12 protein-coding genes are annotated in these 14,342 nt (G+C 70.0%); 10 read left to right on the top strand and 2 right to left on the bottom strand.

Features of this window, described 5'->3' with window-relative positions:
• Positions 1 to 114: 114 nt before the first annotated feature.
• Together ACQ7HM_RS08020 and ACQ7HM_RS08025 are read left to right on the top strand one after the other, a co-directional pair.
• Complete coding sequence (locus tag ACQ7HM_RS08020) at positions 115 to 1,419, top strand: glycosyltransferase (RefSeq protein WP_434215743.1); 1,305 nt, start codon at positions 115 to 117, stop codon at positions 1,417 to 1,419.
• 138 nt (positions 1,420 to 1,557) lie between these two features.
• A complete protein-coding gene (locus tag ACQ7HM_RS08025) occupies positions 1,558 to 2,421 on the top strand; it encodes a glycosyltransferase family 2 protein (protein WP_434215744.1) in 864 nt (287 codons plus the stop codon).
• Between the two features lie 22 nt (positions 2,422 to 2,443).
• Here the strand turns inward: ACQ7HM_RS08025 and ACQ7HM_RS08030 are convergent, their stop codons facing one another.
• Both ACQ7HM_RS08030 and ACQ7HM_RS08035 read right to left on the bottom strand, forming a co-directional pair.
• Positions 2,444 to 3,247 (bottom strand): ABC transporter permease, encoded by an 804-nt coding sequence (locus tag ACQ7HM_RS08030; protein ID WP_434215745.1) that lies wholly within the window; start codon positions 3,245 to 3,247, stop codon positions 2,444 to 2,446.
• Positions 3,244 to 4,263, bottom strand: a complete 1,020-nt coding sequence (locus tag ACQ7HM_RS08035; RefSeq protein ID WP_434215746.1) for an ATP-binding cassette domain-containing protein — start codon at positions 4,261 to 4,263, stop codon at positions 3,244 to 3,246. The genes ACQ7HM_RS08030 and ACQ7HM_RS08035 overlap by 4 nt, the downstream gene beginning before the upstream one ends.
• A gap of 471 nt (positions 4,264 to 4,734) precedes the next feature.
• On the opposite strand from ACQ7HM_RS08035, the gene ACQ7HM_RS08040 reads away from it, so the two are divergent.
• The 8 genes from ACQ7HM_RS08040 (at position 4,735) to ACQ7HM_RS08075 (ending at position 14,324) form a co-directional block, all read left to right on the top strand.
• A complete protein-coding gene (locus ACQ7HM_RS08040) occupies positions 4,735 to 6,234 on the top strand; it encodes a condensation domain-containing protein (RefSeq protein ID WP_434215747.1) in 1,500 nt (499 codons plus the stop codon).
• 7 nt (positions 6,235 to 6,241) lie between these two features.
• A complete protein-coding gene (locus ACQ7HM_RS08045) occupies positions 6,242 to 7,747 on the top strand; it encodes a condensation domain-containing protein (RefSeq protein WP_434215748.1) in 1,506 nt (501 codons plus the stop codon).
• A complete protein-coding gene (locus ACQ7HM_RS08050; RefSeq protein ID WP_434215749.1) occupies positions 7,728 to 9,128 on the top strand; it encodes a condensation domain-containing protein in 1,401 nt (466 codons plus the stop codon). The genes ACQ7HM_RS08045 and ACQ7HM_RS08050 overlap by 20 nt, the downstream gene beginning before the upstream one ends.
• A gap of 51 nt (positions 9,129 to 9,179) precedes the next feature.
• Complete coding sequence (locus ACQ7HM_RS08055; protein ID WP_434215750.1) at positions 9,180 to 10,064, top strand: sulfurtransferase; 885 nt, start codon at positions 9,180 to 9,182, stop codon at positions 10,062 to 10,064.
• On the top strand, positions 10,061 to 10,510 hold the full coding sequence (locus ACQ7HM_RS08060; RefSeq protein ID WP_434215751.1) for a SufE family protein: 450 nt from the start codon (positions 10,061 to 10,063) through the stop codon (positions 10,508 to 10,510). The genes ACQ7HM_RS08055 and ACQ7HM_RS08060 overlap by 4 nt, the downstream gene beginning before the upstream one ends.
• 18 nt (positions 10,511 to 10,528) lie before the next feature.
• Positions 10,529 to 11,998, top strand: coding sequence for a condensation domain-containing protein (locus ACQ7HM_RS08065; protein WP_434215752.1), 1,470 nt, complete (start codon positions 10,529 to 10,531; stop codon positions 11,996 to 11,998).
• A gap of 104 nt (positions 11,999 to 12,102) precedes the next feature.
• Complete coding sequence (locus tag ACQ7HM_RS08070; protein WP_434215753.1) at positions 12,103 to 13,896, top strand: acetyl/propionyl/methylcrotonyl-CoA carboxylase subunit alpha; 1,794 nt, start codon at positions 12,103 to 12,105, stop codon at positions 13,894 to 13,896.
• A 35-nt stretch (positions 13,897 to 13,931) separates the two neighbouring features.
• Positions 13,932 to 14,324, top strand: coding sequence for a hypothetical protein (locus ACQ7HM_RS08075; protein WP_434215754.1), 393 nt, complete (start codon positions 13,932 to 13,934; stop codon positions 14,322 to 14,324).
• The last annotated feature ends 18 nt before the right edge of the window (positions 14,325 to 14,342 follow it).

Below are 14,342 nucleotides of genomic sequence, written 5' to 3' on the forward strand. Positions count from 1 at the left end.
GTCGGGTCCCGTCCGCAGGGGACGGGACGGCCCATCGCTCGCCCTGCCCCGCGCGGATTCTGTGATTACCGTCGGACACGGGGATCCGAGAGCCGGGTCGGCGGGAGGTCGGTCATGCGCCTTGCCCTCGCGTTCCACGGCAGTCGAGGCGACGTGCAGCCGGGAATCGCGCTGGGGAGGACACTGGCCGACCGCGGCCACACGGTCGTGCTCGCGGTGCCACCGAACCTCGTGGACTTCGCCGCACGGTCGGGCCTCGACGCGCGGGCGTGTGGTCCCGACACCGGCGAGCTGTTGGCCTCCGATCTCGTGGTGTCGCACAACAGGTCGCGCAACCCCGTGCACCGTGGCCGGGCGCTCGCCGAGCTCGCGCTCCAGGGTGGGCTCGCCGCCCAGGCCGACCTGGTCGAGCTGGCCACCGGTGCGGACGCGATCGTCGGCGGCAGCGTCGGGCAGGAGCGGGTGCTGACCGTCGCGGAGTCGCTCGATGTGCCGTACGTCCCGATCCACCTGTGTCCCATGCGCCCGAACCGATCGGTGGCGCTCGTGGCGCCGTGGGGGCGTCGACTCGGCCCGCGATCCACCCGTGCCTCGTGGTGGATGATCGAGCAGGCGCTGTGGTTCGCGGGCCGGCGCGGGGAGAACCGTCTGCGCGCCGAACGGGGGTTGCCGATGGCCCACGGCCCCACCGCCCGACGTATCGCGGCGCAGGGGGTCCCCGAGATCCAGGCCTATGATCCGGCGGTGTTCGCCGACCTGGGACGCGAATGGGGCGCACGACGACCGCTGGTCGGGTTCCTCGATCTCGACACCGCCACCCGCGCGGCGATCGGCGACGCACACGACACCGGCGACCTCGACGACTGGCTCGATGCCGGACCCGCCCCGGTCTACATCGGGTTCGGCAGCATGAGCGCGATCGATCCCCACCGTCTCGCCACCGCCGTCGTCGACGGCACTCTCGGCCGGCGGGTGCTCGTGGCCACCGGGTGGAGCGATTTCCTGCGCCCGGAATCCCTCGATCCCGCTGTGCGGCACCGTCTCGTCGACGCCGGCGACCGGATCAGGACGGTGCGCACGGTCGACCATTCGACGGTGCTCCCCCGGTGCGCGGTCGCCATCCATCACGGGGGTGCGGGGTCGACCGCGGCATCGCTGCGATCGGGGCGCCCGACGGTCGTGTGCTGGCTCGGTGCCGATCAACCGCTGTGGGGACGGGCGGTGACACGCCTCGGGGTGGGTTCCGCCTTCGCGCAGGCGCACGTCACCGCAGACACCCTCGCGGCGGCGATCGCCCGTGTGGACACCGCACCGATGCGCTCCGCCGCGGAGGCGCTGCGGCGTCGACTCGTTCCCCCCGATGCCGCCGCCGACCGAGCGGCCGACGTGGTGGAATCGACGATCGCACAGCACCGGTGACGGTCGACACGATGGCCCTCACTCATCCGGCCGTCCTTCGTCCGATCCCCTAGTGTCGTTATCCGACAGTATCTCTCGTCGACCATGGGGGGACACGACGTGTCGGAGGCAAGGCATCCATCGGGGCTCGCTCTGTCGGTGGTCATCCCGACGTTCGACGAGGAGGACGTCATCGCCGACTGCCTCGACCGTCTCGTCGCCCAGATCGACCGGATCGCCGAGATCATCGTCGTGGACAACAACTCCCGCGACAAGACCGCCGACATCGTCGCCACGTACGTCGACCGGTTCCCGCAGGTGCGGATGATCACCGAGACCCGGCAGGGCCTGGTGTTCGCCCGCAACACCGGACTCGACGCCGCCACCGGCGACGCGATCGCCCGTATCGACTCCGACACCATGGTCGGGCCGACCTGGGCGCGCGACATCCTCGACTTCCTCGGAGCCGACACCGACCACGAGTGGGCCGCGCTGTGTGGGCGCGGTGAGGCCTACGGCCTCCCCTACGGCGACGCCATGGCGGGTGTGAAGAAGCGACTGTCGTTCGTGCCCTTCACGTCTCGACCCGACGCGTCGGCAGCCGACGTCCGACCGGTCATGGTGCTCTACGGCTCCAACATGGTGTTGCGCCGCTCGACGTGGCGTGCGATCCGCGACGCGGTGAGCATGCGTCGCGACATCTTCGAGGACGTGGACACGGGTCTCTGTGTCGGTGAGATGGGCGGCCGCAACGCCTTCCTGCCGCACCTCGGTGTGGGGGTGTCGCCGCGACGGATGGAGACCGGACCGGTCTCCTTCGTCCGCTACATGAGCTTTCTGCCGCGCACCCTGTTCCTGCACCGCCGGTACGCACTCGGGGTGGGAGCGTGGCTCCTCTACATCCCGTGGGTCACCGTCGTGCACCTCGCGCGTCTTCTCCTCATCCGCAGTTGGGACCCGGAGACACGCGGCTTCTCGGCACGGAACCTGCTGCGGCGCAGGACCGACCGGGTCGCTCCCTGACCCGGGCCCGGGGGTCCCGGCGTCAGGTGCGTCGCATGTAGACGCGCAGGGTGAGCGGGGCGACGATCGCCAGCACAGAAGCCGCACCGAGCAGCGACCACAGGATCTCCGCGCCGTAGTGGCCGTCGGTCATCTGCCGCACCGCGGACACCAGGTGCGAGACGGGGTTGACGTGGGCGAAGGCCTGCATCCACCCGGGCATGGTCGTCACCGGCACCAGGGCGTTCGACATGAAGGTCAACGGCATCAGGATCAGCATCGACACCCCCTGCACGGTCGACGCCTTGTCCATGAGCACGCCCATGAGCGCGAACAACCAGCTCAGGGCGAAGGCCACGATGACGACCAGCAGGCACGCGCCGAGCGTGCCCACCACGCTCGCGGGCCGGTAGCCCATGACGAGTCCGACGATGATCGTGATGGTCGTCCCGACCACGTAGCGCACCATGTCCGAGATCAACGATCCCGCCAGCGGTGCGATGCGCGCGATCGGCAGCGAGGTGAACCGGTCGAACACACCCTTGTCCATGTCCTCACGGAGCTGCACCCCGGTGGTCACCGACGCGGCGAGCACGACCTGCACCAGCACGCCCGGGATGAGGATCGGGAGGTATCCGACGACGTCGCCGGCGATGGCCCCACCGAAGATCGACGAGAACATGACGGTGAAGACGATCGGCAGGATGATGACGTCGAACAGCAGCTGTGGGTTGTGTTTGATGCGCAGCAGCCCCCGCGCCGCCATCGTCAACGACTGCGACACCGCGTCGACGAGGGTCACCCGCACGGCGACCGGGACGGCCATGGAGGTGGTGTCGACGGTCATGCCGCATCCTCCGCGGTGTCGACCGAGCCCGACGAGACGGGGTGTCCCGGGCGTGCGGTGAGAGCGAAGAACACATCGTCGAGACTGGGCCGGGCAACCGACATCTCGGCGACCTCGACCCCCGCGGCGCTCAACGCCACGAGGATCGTGCCGACCAGAGCGGTGTCGTCGATGGGAACCGACAGTGACGTGGACCGATTCCCCGCCCCCCGACCACCCGGGACGGCGGTCGTCGTCACGATCGTCGACGTGTGCCTGCCGATGACGCCGGCCGCCACCGCGTGGTCGGCGGGGTCGGTGATGGTCAGCAGGAGGCTCGCCGATCCGACCGAGGATTTCAATTCGTCGGCGGTCCCCTCGGCGACCATCATCCCGCGGTCGACGACCGCGATCCGATCGGCCAGCTGATCGGCCTCCTCGAGGTACTGGGTGGTCAGCAGAACGGTGGCCCCGTCGTCGACGAGCGCCCGGACGGTCTCCCACATCTGGACGCGGGTGCGGGGATCGAGCCCGGTGGTCGGTTCATCGAGGAAGATCAGCGGAGGTTGCGACACCAGGCTGGCGGCGAGGTCGAGTCGACGCCGCATGCCGCCGGAGAAGGTCGTGACGGTGGCCGAGGCGGATTCGGTCAACGCGAACGCCTCGAGCAGTGCACACGCCCGCGCCCTCGCATCGGCACGGCTGCGACCGAGGAGTCGGCCGAAGATCATCAGGTTCTCCATGGCGGTGAGATCCTCGTCCACCGAGGCGTATTGGCCGGTGAGACCGATCAACGAGCGCACCTCGGTCGCGTGGGCGACCACGTCGTGACCGAACACCCGTGCCGAGCCCATGTCGGGGCGCAGTAGCGTGGCGAGCATCCGGACCAGCGTCGTCTTGCCCGCACCGTTGGGACCGAGCACTGCGTACACCGATCCGCGCGGCACCGTGAGATCGACACCGGCGACGGCCGTCTTGCCGCCGAAACGCTTTCCCAGTCCGCTCGTTTCGATGGCTGCGAGATCGAGATCGTGCACGGCCCCTCCTCCCTGTCGTCGCCGACGAGCCCGGGTGTTCGTCCGACGATCGGTGGCGTGTGGGCTGGAGTCTATCCAGGACGACGCTCCCGAAGAGCTCGGCGAACCCGCCCGCGTCGACCTCGTCGCACCTCAAAACCGGAGTGATCGAATCGATTTCATGGCCACGTAACATCACGGTCATATGTGGTACGTGCGTACCGCAGATCAGATATCGCAAATACCGCTGTGGTGCTGCACCTTTGGTACGGACGACGCGGCATGACGTGGCGCCCGTCATCACCGCACCGACCAGTGAGCAAGCACACTGGTTACTCGAGTGAACAATCTCCATCGGACCGCCCTACACTTGCCCCATCGACCTCCCCGGGTCCGATCGCCGGACAGTTCGGGGCCCCTTCGCCCGACGACGCGCGAATGTGTCGGATCCGATACGTGCTGAGTCACGATCACGAATAGCGAAAGGTGACAGTGGAATTCACCGAGCTGGCCGATTATCCCCTCCCCGCAGGCGAGGTGACCGAGTGGATCCCTCGACTGGTCGACCATGACGTCGACGGCGTCACCTGGTGCGACGACCCGAGGCCGCTGAGCTATCTGCACGAGGAGTACTGCACCCGCGGCAGCGTCGCCCGGAGCGCGCGCGGCGACGTCGACAGCCACCCCGGGTCGTGGCTCGGCGCGGTGTTCGTGGTCCCCCACCGTCACGACCGGACCGCGCTCGGGCGGGCACTGACGACCTGGATGCGCACGCACGAGGTGTTCCGCACCACGGTGGATCGATGTGACGCCGCGGACCGCACACTGCTGCAACGGCGCGGGACCGACCTCGACGTCGAGGTGGTCGGCGATGTCGTCGGCACCCTGTCGAGCGGCACCGCGGTCCACCACCACCTGCTGGAACGGTTCGAGACACTGTCGCCGCTGCATTGGCCCCACTGCGTGCTCGCGACGATCACCCGCGCGGACCCCGGCGTTCTCGACGATCCGCCCGAGATCGGCAGCGAGGAGTTCCTTCTCGTCTTCGGTGCCGACCACTCGGTGATGGACGCCTACTCGATGCTGCTGGCGATCGGTGAGATCCAGCGGCTCTACGCCGCCGAACTGGCGGGGACGCCGACGCAGCCCGGCGAGGTCGGCAGTCACGTCGACTTCAGCGAGCAGGACCGTCGACGGGGCGCGGACCTGCACGGTCGACACGACGCCGTGCGGACGTGGGAGGAGTTCCTGTCGCGGGAGGGCGGCCGGTTCCCGGCGTTCCCGCTGCCGGTCGCCGACGACTCGGCGTCGCCGCGCTCACTGTCCCGGCGCGCCAACCAGAGTGGGATGTCGTCGTGGGTGCTGTCGGCCGAGCAGGCCGACGACATCAACCGGTGGGCGCGGGCGTCCGGACACTCGATGCAGACCGCGGTGATGGCGGCGCTCGCCGTCGCCGCACGATCCCTGTCGGGTGAGGAGACGCTCCGATTCGCGATGCCGATGCACACGCGCACCGACACCCGGTACGCGTCGTCGATCGGCTGGTTCGTCGGTGTGGTCCCGATCGAGATCGACCTCGCCGGCGCGCAGACACTCGAGGAGTGCCTCGCCGCGGCCGGGGCCGCCATCGCCGGCCGGAAGTCGATGGCGCAGTTCCCGTTCCCCCGGGTGGCCGAGATCGCCGGCATCGACGCCGACCCCCGGTTCGTCGTGTCCTACATCGACGCGCGGTACGTCCCGGAGTCGACGCACTGGTCGCGTTGGGGGGCCCGCACGCTGCGTGGCGCCGCCGACTCCGACGACGAGGTGTACCTCTGGATCGTCCGCTCCCCCAAGGGCATCTCCGTGTCGGCACGGTTCCCCGGCAACCGCGTCGCGACCGACAGCGTGCACGCCTACCTACACCGCCTCAACGCCGTGCTGGCGCTGCCCGCAGGTGCGGGATCCCGCCGCGACACCCTGCGCGCCATCGACGTCTCGGCCGCGGGGTGACGACCCGATGATGATCGACATGCTGGGTCACTGGAACCCCGGCCGCGGGACGCTGATGGAGGTGCGCGCCACCGAGGAGTCGGCCGCGTCCGCGGCCGCCGCTCCGCCTCACCCTGCGCCGGCGTCGTTCCTGCAGGAGAACCATCTGCGCGGAACACGCGCCGCCGCCGATCGGGGGGACCGGCATGCCGCGTACCTCACGGCCACCACCGAGGTCGACGGAGACTTCGACGGTGATGCGCTGGTCCGCGCGGTGCAGCGCTTCACGACCCGCCACGACGGGTTGCGGTGCTGGTTCGACGTGTCCGACGGCATGGTCACCCGCCACCTCGTCGACGCGGTCGACGTCGGCTTCCGCATCGAACGCGTGGGCGAGGTCGACGACTACGGATACCTGACCGGCGCAGGGGAGGCGAACCGCTTCCGCGATCACGTCACCGCCCGATTCGCGAACGAGGCGAGCGCCCTGCGGTGGCCCGGATTCGCCGCGGGGGTCGTCGTGCGCCCGCACGGTTTCACGCTGTTCCTCGGGTGTGACCACGCTCTGAGCGACGGCGTGTCGCAGGCCATGGCGCTCGCGGAGGTCGCCGATCTGTACTACTCCGAACGAGACGGGACCGACGTCGGTCCGTTCACATCCGCCCCGACCGGTTCGGCCCTGGCCTACGCCGTCGCCGAACGCGAGCGTGCCGCGCGATTCACGCCCGAGTCACCGGAGGTGCAGGCATGGTGCTCGGCCGCTGCCGCCACCGGGGGTGGCATGCCGAGGTTCCCCCTCGACCTGGGCCTGCCCGACGGGCAGAGCGCGCCGGTCCGACCGGTGAAGTTCGATGTCCTCGACGCGGCCGGCGCGGCGGAGTTCGAACGTATCTGTCGCGCCCGCGGCGCACGGATGATCGGTGGCATCACCGCGGTGCTCGCCATGGTCGATCGCGAACTCGCCGGGGCCACCGACTACTTCACGATCACCGCTCTCGCCGATCGCACACTCGCCGACGTGACGCTGACCCAGGGATGGTTCTGCCGGTTCGCGCCCGTCGCCTTCGGGATCGACACCGCGCACACGTTCACCGAACTCGTCGGCACCGCTGCGGCCGCCTGCGAACGGGGCGCCGCGTGTTCCGAGGTACCGGTACCGACGGTGATCGGCGCGCTGCTCGCCGCCGGGGCTCCACCCGAACGGGTCCTGGTCACGCCACAGCTGTTGTCGTACATCGACTTCCGCCGCTTCCCGATGGCCGGGACGCCGGCCTACGACCGCGGGATGCAGTCGACCGGCGAAGGGCGGACCGCGAACGCCTCCCTGTGGTTCAACCGTGACGATCGCAGCCTGTACCTGGGGACGCAGATCCCCGACACACCGCGCGCCGCAGCGGTGCTCGGCGCCCACCACCGCCGGATCCGGGAGATCTTCGCCGACATCGTCGCGACCGGTGACCACGTGATCGCCTCCGCCACGGACGACGATCCCACACCCGCGACGAGGTCATCGCTTGCGCGTCACCACGATTGACCGGTTCGCACCGGCACCGGGCACCCTCGTGCAGTGGTCACTCGACACGACCGCGAGCACCGCCGTGGCGTCGGCGATCCCCCCGTCGTTCAACCAGGCCCACCACCTCGCCGCGGCGGCAGCCGATCCGGCCGGGGACAGCACGTGGCTCGCGGCCTCGTTCGACGTCGACGGACCCGTCGACCTCAAGGCGATCGAGCGCGCCTTCCTCGCACTCGTCACCCGGCACGGCACCCTGCACAGCGGATTCGTCCGCGACGGCGGTCGCGTCATCCGCCATCTGCACGACCCCGCAGCCCTGCAGGTGGTCGCCGCACCACCGAGATCGCTGGCCACCACGACGGCGGTGCGCGACGCCCTCTGGCACGGATTGCGCCGCGACTGCACGCCGTTCGGCGATCCCAGCTGCCATCTGGCCGCCATCGATCGCCCGGACCGTTCGACGATCCTCTGCGGCTTCGACCACGCGCACGTCGACGCCTACTCGATGGCGATCGTCGTCGACGACCTGGCGCGTCTCTACGAGGGATACCGCGCCGAGCCGGGCGCGTTCGACCCCCGCGTCCTGCCGCCGGCGGCGAGCTTCGTCGACTACTGCGCCGACGAGGCCGGCGACGACCAAGATTTCTCGAGTCACCCCGGACTGGACCGCTGGACGGCGTTCTTCGACCGTCACGACCGCCGACCCCCGCAGTTCCCGCTCGACCTCGGGGTCGCACCGCGTGCGCGGGCGCGCCAGGCCGTCGACGTGCGCGGGCTGCTGGGGCCGCGCGAGACCGCCGCCTTCGCAGAGAGGTGCGCGGAGGCCGGGTCGAGCGTGTACGCCGGGATCCTGGCCGCCATGGCGCACACGGTGAACGACCTCGGCGGGGGTGCGGAGATGCCCGTGCTGTTCCCCATGCACACCCGTCGGTCCCGGCGGTGGGAGAACGCGGTCGGCTGGTTCACCACCAACGCGCCGGTCACGATCGCCGTCGACGTGGACCTACGCGCGACGATCGCCCGGGCCGGGCCGGCGGTCCGTGAGGCCGTCGCACTCGGCGAGGTCCCACTCCCCCGGGTGCTCGAGGCCATCGGCGGTCTCCGGCCCGGCCGGACCGACATCTTCATGGTCTCCTACGTCGATTACCGTCGGCTGCCCGGCGCGCACGCGCACGACCTCGTCGACGCCCACCACATCTCCACCGTGACCACCGCCGACGACGCCCAGTTCTGGATCTCCCGCACCGACGGCGGACTCGCACTGCGCACCCGCCACCCCGACACCGCCGTCGCGCGGGCCACGATGGCCGCGTTCCTCGACGGTGTGGGGCGACATGTGTCGGCTGTGGCGGGCGACTCGCGTCGCGGGCGTGTGACGACCGACTGCGGCGACCACTAGGCTCGACGGCAAGCAGCGCTCGATCATCTTCTAGACCGCGGGAGCCTCGCAGTGACAGTCCCCACCGATCCCCATCCCGGCTTCGCCGCCTACGCCCACCCCGAACGGCTGGTGAGCACCGAGTGGCTCAGCGCCCACATCGGGACCGAGGGTCTCAAGGTGGTGGAGTCCGACGAGGACGTGTTGCTCTACGACATCGGCCACATCCCCACCGCCCAGAAGATCGACTGGCACCTGCACCTCAACGATCCGGTGACGCGCGACTACATCGACGGTGAGCAGTTCGCCGAACTCATGCGCAGCAAGGGCATCCGGCGCGACGACACGATCGTCGTCTACGGCGACAAGAGCAACTGGTGGGCGGCCTACGCCCTGTGGGTGTTCACCCTGTTCGGCCACGCCGACGTGCGCCTTCTCGACGGTGGCCGTCAGGCCTGGTTCGCCGAGGACCGCGAGACCAGCTTCGACGTCCCCGAGCTGCCCCGGTCGGACTACCCCGTCGTGGAGCGCGACGACTCGACGATCCGCGCCTTCGCCGATCAGGTCCGCGACGTGCTGGGCACCGAACCGCTCATCGACGTGCGGTCCCCGCAGGAGTACACCGGCGAACGCACCCACATGCCCGAGTACCCCCAGGAGGGTGCGCTGCGCGGAGGCCACATCCCGACCGCGGTGTCGATCCCGTGGGCGAAGGCGGCCGCACCCGACGGACGGTTCCGCGCTCGCGCCGAACTCGAGGAGATCTACGGCGAGTTCGCGCCCGATCAGCCGACGATCGCCTACTGCCGCATCGGTGAACGGTCCTCGCACACGTGGTTCGTGCTCACGCACCTGCTCGGCTTCACCAGGGTCCGCAACTACGACGGTTCCTGGACGGAGTGGGGCAACGCGGTCCGCGCGCCGATCGTGACCGGCCCCGAACCGGGGACCCGGTGACGCTGCCCCCGGCGCTCGCGGAGATCGTCGACGATTTCGGGGCGCTCGCCGAGTCCGATCGCGTCACCATGCTGCTCGAGTTCGCGAACGAGCTGCCCGACCTGCCCGAACACCTGCAGACCGAGGCGATGGAGCCCGTGCCGGAATGTCAGTCGCCGGTGTTCCTGTCGGTCGACGCCTCCGATGCCGCCGCCGTGCGGCTGTACTTCAGCGCCCCCCGCGAGGCGCCGACCACCCGCGGGTTCGCGTCGATCCTGCACCAGGGCCTCGACGGGGCGGCAGCGTCCGACATCGTCGCGGTGCCCGGCGACTTCTACACCGACCTCCACCTCGACACCGTGGTGAGTCCGCTGCGGCTGCGCGGCATGGCCGGGATGCTGGCGCGCATCAAGAGCCAGGTCGCCGCGCAGACCGCGGTGTCGCACACCGCGACCGACCCCGCCTAGCTCCGGGGCGCCGCCGGAGTGAAGTTCACCCAGATGATGGACCAGCCGGTCGAACCCGGCGGCCTCGTCGAGTGGTCGGCACAGACCCCTGGCGGTTTCGCCACCTGGCACGCCGATCCGCGGCCCACCTCCCACAATCACGAGCTGCACCTGCGCTCGGCCCTGGAGTACCGCTGGCGCACCCGCCGTGAGGGTGGTCGTGAGTCGTGGCTGGGCCTGGCCATCGAGTTCGACGAGCCGATGTCGGTGCCGGCGATCCGTGCCGCCCTCACCCGGTGGATCGATCGTCACGAGGTCCTGCGCAGCCACGTGGTGGTGAAACACACCGGGATGCAACGGTTGTCGACGCCGCCGGGATCGGTGACGCTGAAGATGGGGCGGGTCGGCTGGTACACCGAGGCGGGTCCGCTGCTCGACCAGCTCGCCGGCGCCTTCGACCGGGCCACCGCCCCTCTGCAGTGGCCCGCGTATCTCTTCGCGACGGTGGCGCGGGAGAAGACCTTCACCCTGCTGTTCGCCGGCGACCACTCCCTGCTCGACGGCTACTCGCTGATCCTCGCCCAGCACGAACTCATCGAGCTCTACCGCGCCGCCCGCGAGCGGCGCGACGACCGACTCGGACCGGTCGGGAGCTACGTCGACTTCAGCGCGCACGAACGTCGCGTGGCCGACGAAGCCGACGCCGATCACCCCGCGGTCGCGGCGTGGCGCGACTATCTCGCCGACAACGACAACGAGATGCCGCGATTCGACGTCTCTGTTGAGCTGCGCGTCCCGCCCGCGCCGGACGCCGGCGTCGCCACCCCTCCAGAGGAGGGGACGGCGACCGCCGAGGACCCGGGCGACGCGACGGGGCCACCGCAGTCGTCGGTCACGATGGAGTTGCTCGACGACGACGAGGCCAACCGCTTCACCGCCGTGTGCTCGGCGGCGGGGGGCAACCTCTTCGCGGGCATCCTGGCCGCACTCGCCACCGCCTACCGCGAGTGCGGCGGCGGCGTGTTCCGCGCGATCACCCCGCGTCACACCCGCGACGAGGGGCGCTGGCTGGGGGCGCTGGGTTGGTTCGTCTCCACCACCCCGCTCCGCCTCGACACCTCCGGCGTCGTGGCCTTCGATCAGTTGGTCGCCCGGGCCACCGCGGAACTGCGCGCCACCCGCACCGCCGCCGGACTCCCGTTTTTGCGGGTGGCCGAGCTGCTCGGTTACACCGGCGATCCCAAGTTCGTCGTGTCGTTCATCGACACCCGTCACGCCCCCAACGCCGCCGCTGCCGACGCCGGGGCGGCGAGGGTCCTCCGCTCGCACAGCTATGCCGACGACGAGGTGTTCATCTGGGTCAACCGGACACCGTCGGGTGTGCGCATCTCGGCGCGGTTCCCCGCCGTCGGTCGCACACATTCCGAGGTGAGTCGATTCCTCATCGAGTTCGGCAGGGTGGTCCGTGAAGTCGGCGATCGCAGCACCTTCGCGCAACGCGAGGACTGACAGGACCGATCAATCGCTCGGTGCGTTAGGGTGCTCTTCGGGGTGCGCCAGGAAGCCTCACAGACGCCCGACACGTAGACGCCCAGTACGTAACAGGAGAACCAGTGCCCAGTCATGCCAGCTCGGTGATCAGCAAAGTCCTCGTCGCCAACCGGGGCGAGATCGCCGTCCGCGTGATCCGCGCGGCGCGTGACGCGGGACTGGGAAGTGTCGCGGTCTACGCCGAGCCCGACGCCGACGCGCTGTTCGTCAAGCTGGCCGACGAGGCCTTCGCGCTGGGTGGGCAGACCTCGGCCGAGTCGTACCTGGTGTTCGACAAGATCCTCGACGCGGCGGCGAAGTCCGGTGCCGACGCGATCCACCCCGGCTACGGCTTCCTGTCGGAGAACGCCGACTTCGCCCAGGCCGTCATCGACGCGGGCATCACCTGGATCGGCCCGTCACCGCAGTCGATCCGCGACCTCGGCGACAAGGTCACCGCCCGCCACATCGCGCTCAAGGCGAACGCGCCGATGGCCCCGGGCACCAAGGACCCCGTGAAGGACGCCTCCGAGATCGTGGCGTTCGCCGAGGAGCACGGCGTGCCCGTCGCGATCAAGGCGGCGTTCGGTGGCGGTGGCCGCGGCATGAAGGTCGCGTACACGATCGCCGAGATCCCCGAACTGTTCGACTCCGCCACGCGTGAGGCCGTCGCCGCGTTCGGTCGCGGTGAGTGCTTCGTCGAGCGCTACCTCGACAAGGCCCGCCACGTCGAGGCCCAGGTCATCGCCGACCAGCACGGCAACGTCGTCGTCGCAGGCACCCGTGACTGCTCGCTGCAGCGCCGCTTCCAGAAGCTGGTCGAGGAGGCCCCCGCCCCGTTCCTCACCGACGAGCAGCGCGCCAAGATCCATTCCTCGGCCAAGGCCATCTGCCGCGAGGCCGGCTACTACGGTGCGGGCACCGTCGAGTTCCTCGTCGGTTCCGACGGACTGGTCTCGTTCCTCGAGGTGAACACCCGTCTGCAGGTCGAGCACCCCGTCACCGAGGAGACCTCGGGAATCGACCTGGTGCGCCAGCAGTTCCGCATCGCCGCCGGGCTCGAGCTCACGATCACCGAGGACCCCACCCCGCGCGGGCACTCGTTCGAGTTCCGCATCAACGGCGAGGACGCCGGTCGTGGCTTCCTGCCCGCCCCCGGACCGATCTCGGTCTACAAGGAGCCCACGGGCCCCGGTGTGCGTGTCGACTCCGGTGTGGTCGAGGGCGACGTCATCGGCGGCGGCTTCGACTCGATGCTCGCCAAGCTGATCGTCACCGGCGAGACCCGCGAGCAGGCGCTCGAGCGGTCACGACGTGCGCTCGAGGAGTTCCAGGTCGAGGGCCTCGCCACCGTCCTGCCGTTCCACCGCCACATCGTCTCGAACCCCGCGTTCATCGGTGACGGGGAGAAGTTCGACGTCTACACGAAGTGGATCGAGACCGACTGGGACAACCCGATCGAGCCGTACACCGGTGGTCAGCCGATCGAGGACGACGAGGTCGCCCCGCGCCAGAACGTGATCGTGGAGGTCGGTGGCCGTCGTGTCGAGGTCTCGCTGCCCGGCGATCTCGCGCTGGCGGGCTCGAACGGCTCGAGCAACGGCGCCATCCGCAAGAAGCCCAAGTCGCGTACCCGCACCAAGGGCGGCAACGTCGCGGTGTCGGGCGATGCGATCGCCGCGCCCATGCAGGGCACTGTCGTGAAGGTCGCCGTCACCGAGGGCCAGGAGGTCACCGCCGGTGAGCTGGTCGTGGTCCTCGAGGCCATGAAGATGGAGAACCCGGTCACCGCCCACAAGGACGGCGTCGTGACCGGCCTGTCGGTCGAGCCGGGCTCCGCGGTCACCCAGGGCACCGTCCTTCTCGAGATCAAGTAGCCCATCCCGTCGACCGACGAGGTCCGACCGACACCATGGAGACCGTCGAGATCAACGCGGGCGCCTGGTATCTGCGTGGGCTGCGTGACGACGACCGGGTGAGCGACGTGTACGCCCTGCGCGACACCGCCATCGACTGGGACGACGACACAGCACCCGCGCAGTTCGTCGCCGACGCCGCCACCACCTGGGCCGACGAGTCGCGCTTCGTGTGGGCGGTCTGCGAACCGACCACCGGTGAACTCGTGGCCGCGGTGTGGGCCGATCCGATCGACGACGCGCGGGCGACAGTGGGCGGCTCGGCGCGCCCGGGACACGACGACGCGCTGGCCACAGGCGTCACCGTGGTGACCCGGTTCGTCGCCGGGGCGCTGGGACTCGAGGTCGACGACGCCGGAAACGCGAGCGACGAGAACCCCGATACCTGAACGACACCGGTTGCCCCC

The organism is Williamsia sp. MIQD14, assembly GCF_051025635.1.
In the GTDB taxonomy this organism is placed as follows: domain Bacteria; phylum Actinomycetota; class Actinomycetes; order Mycobacteriales; family Mycobacteriaceae; genus Williamsia_A.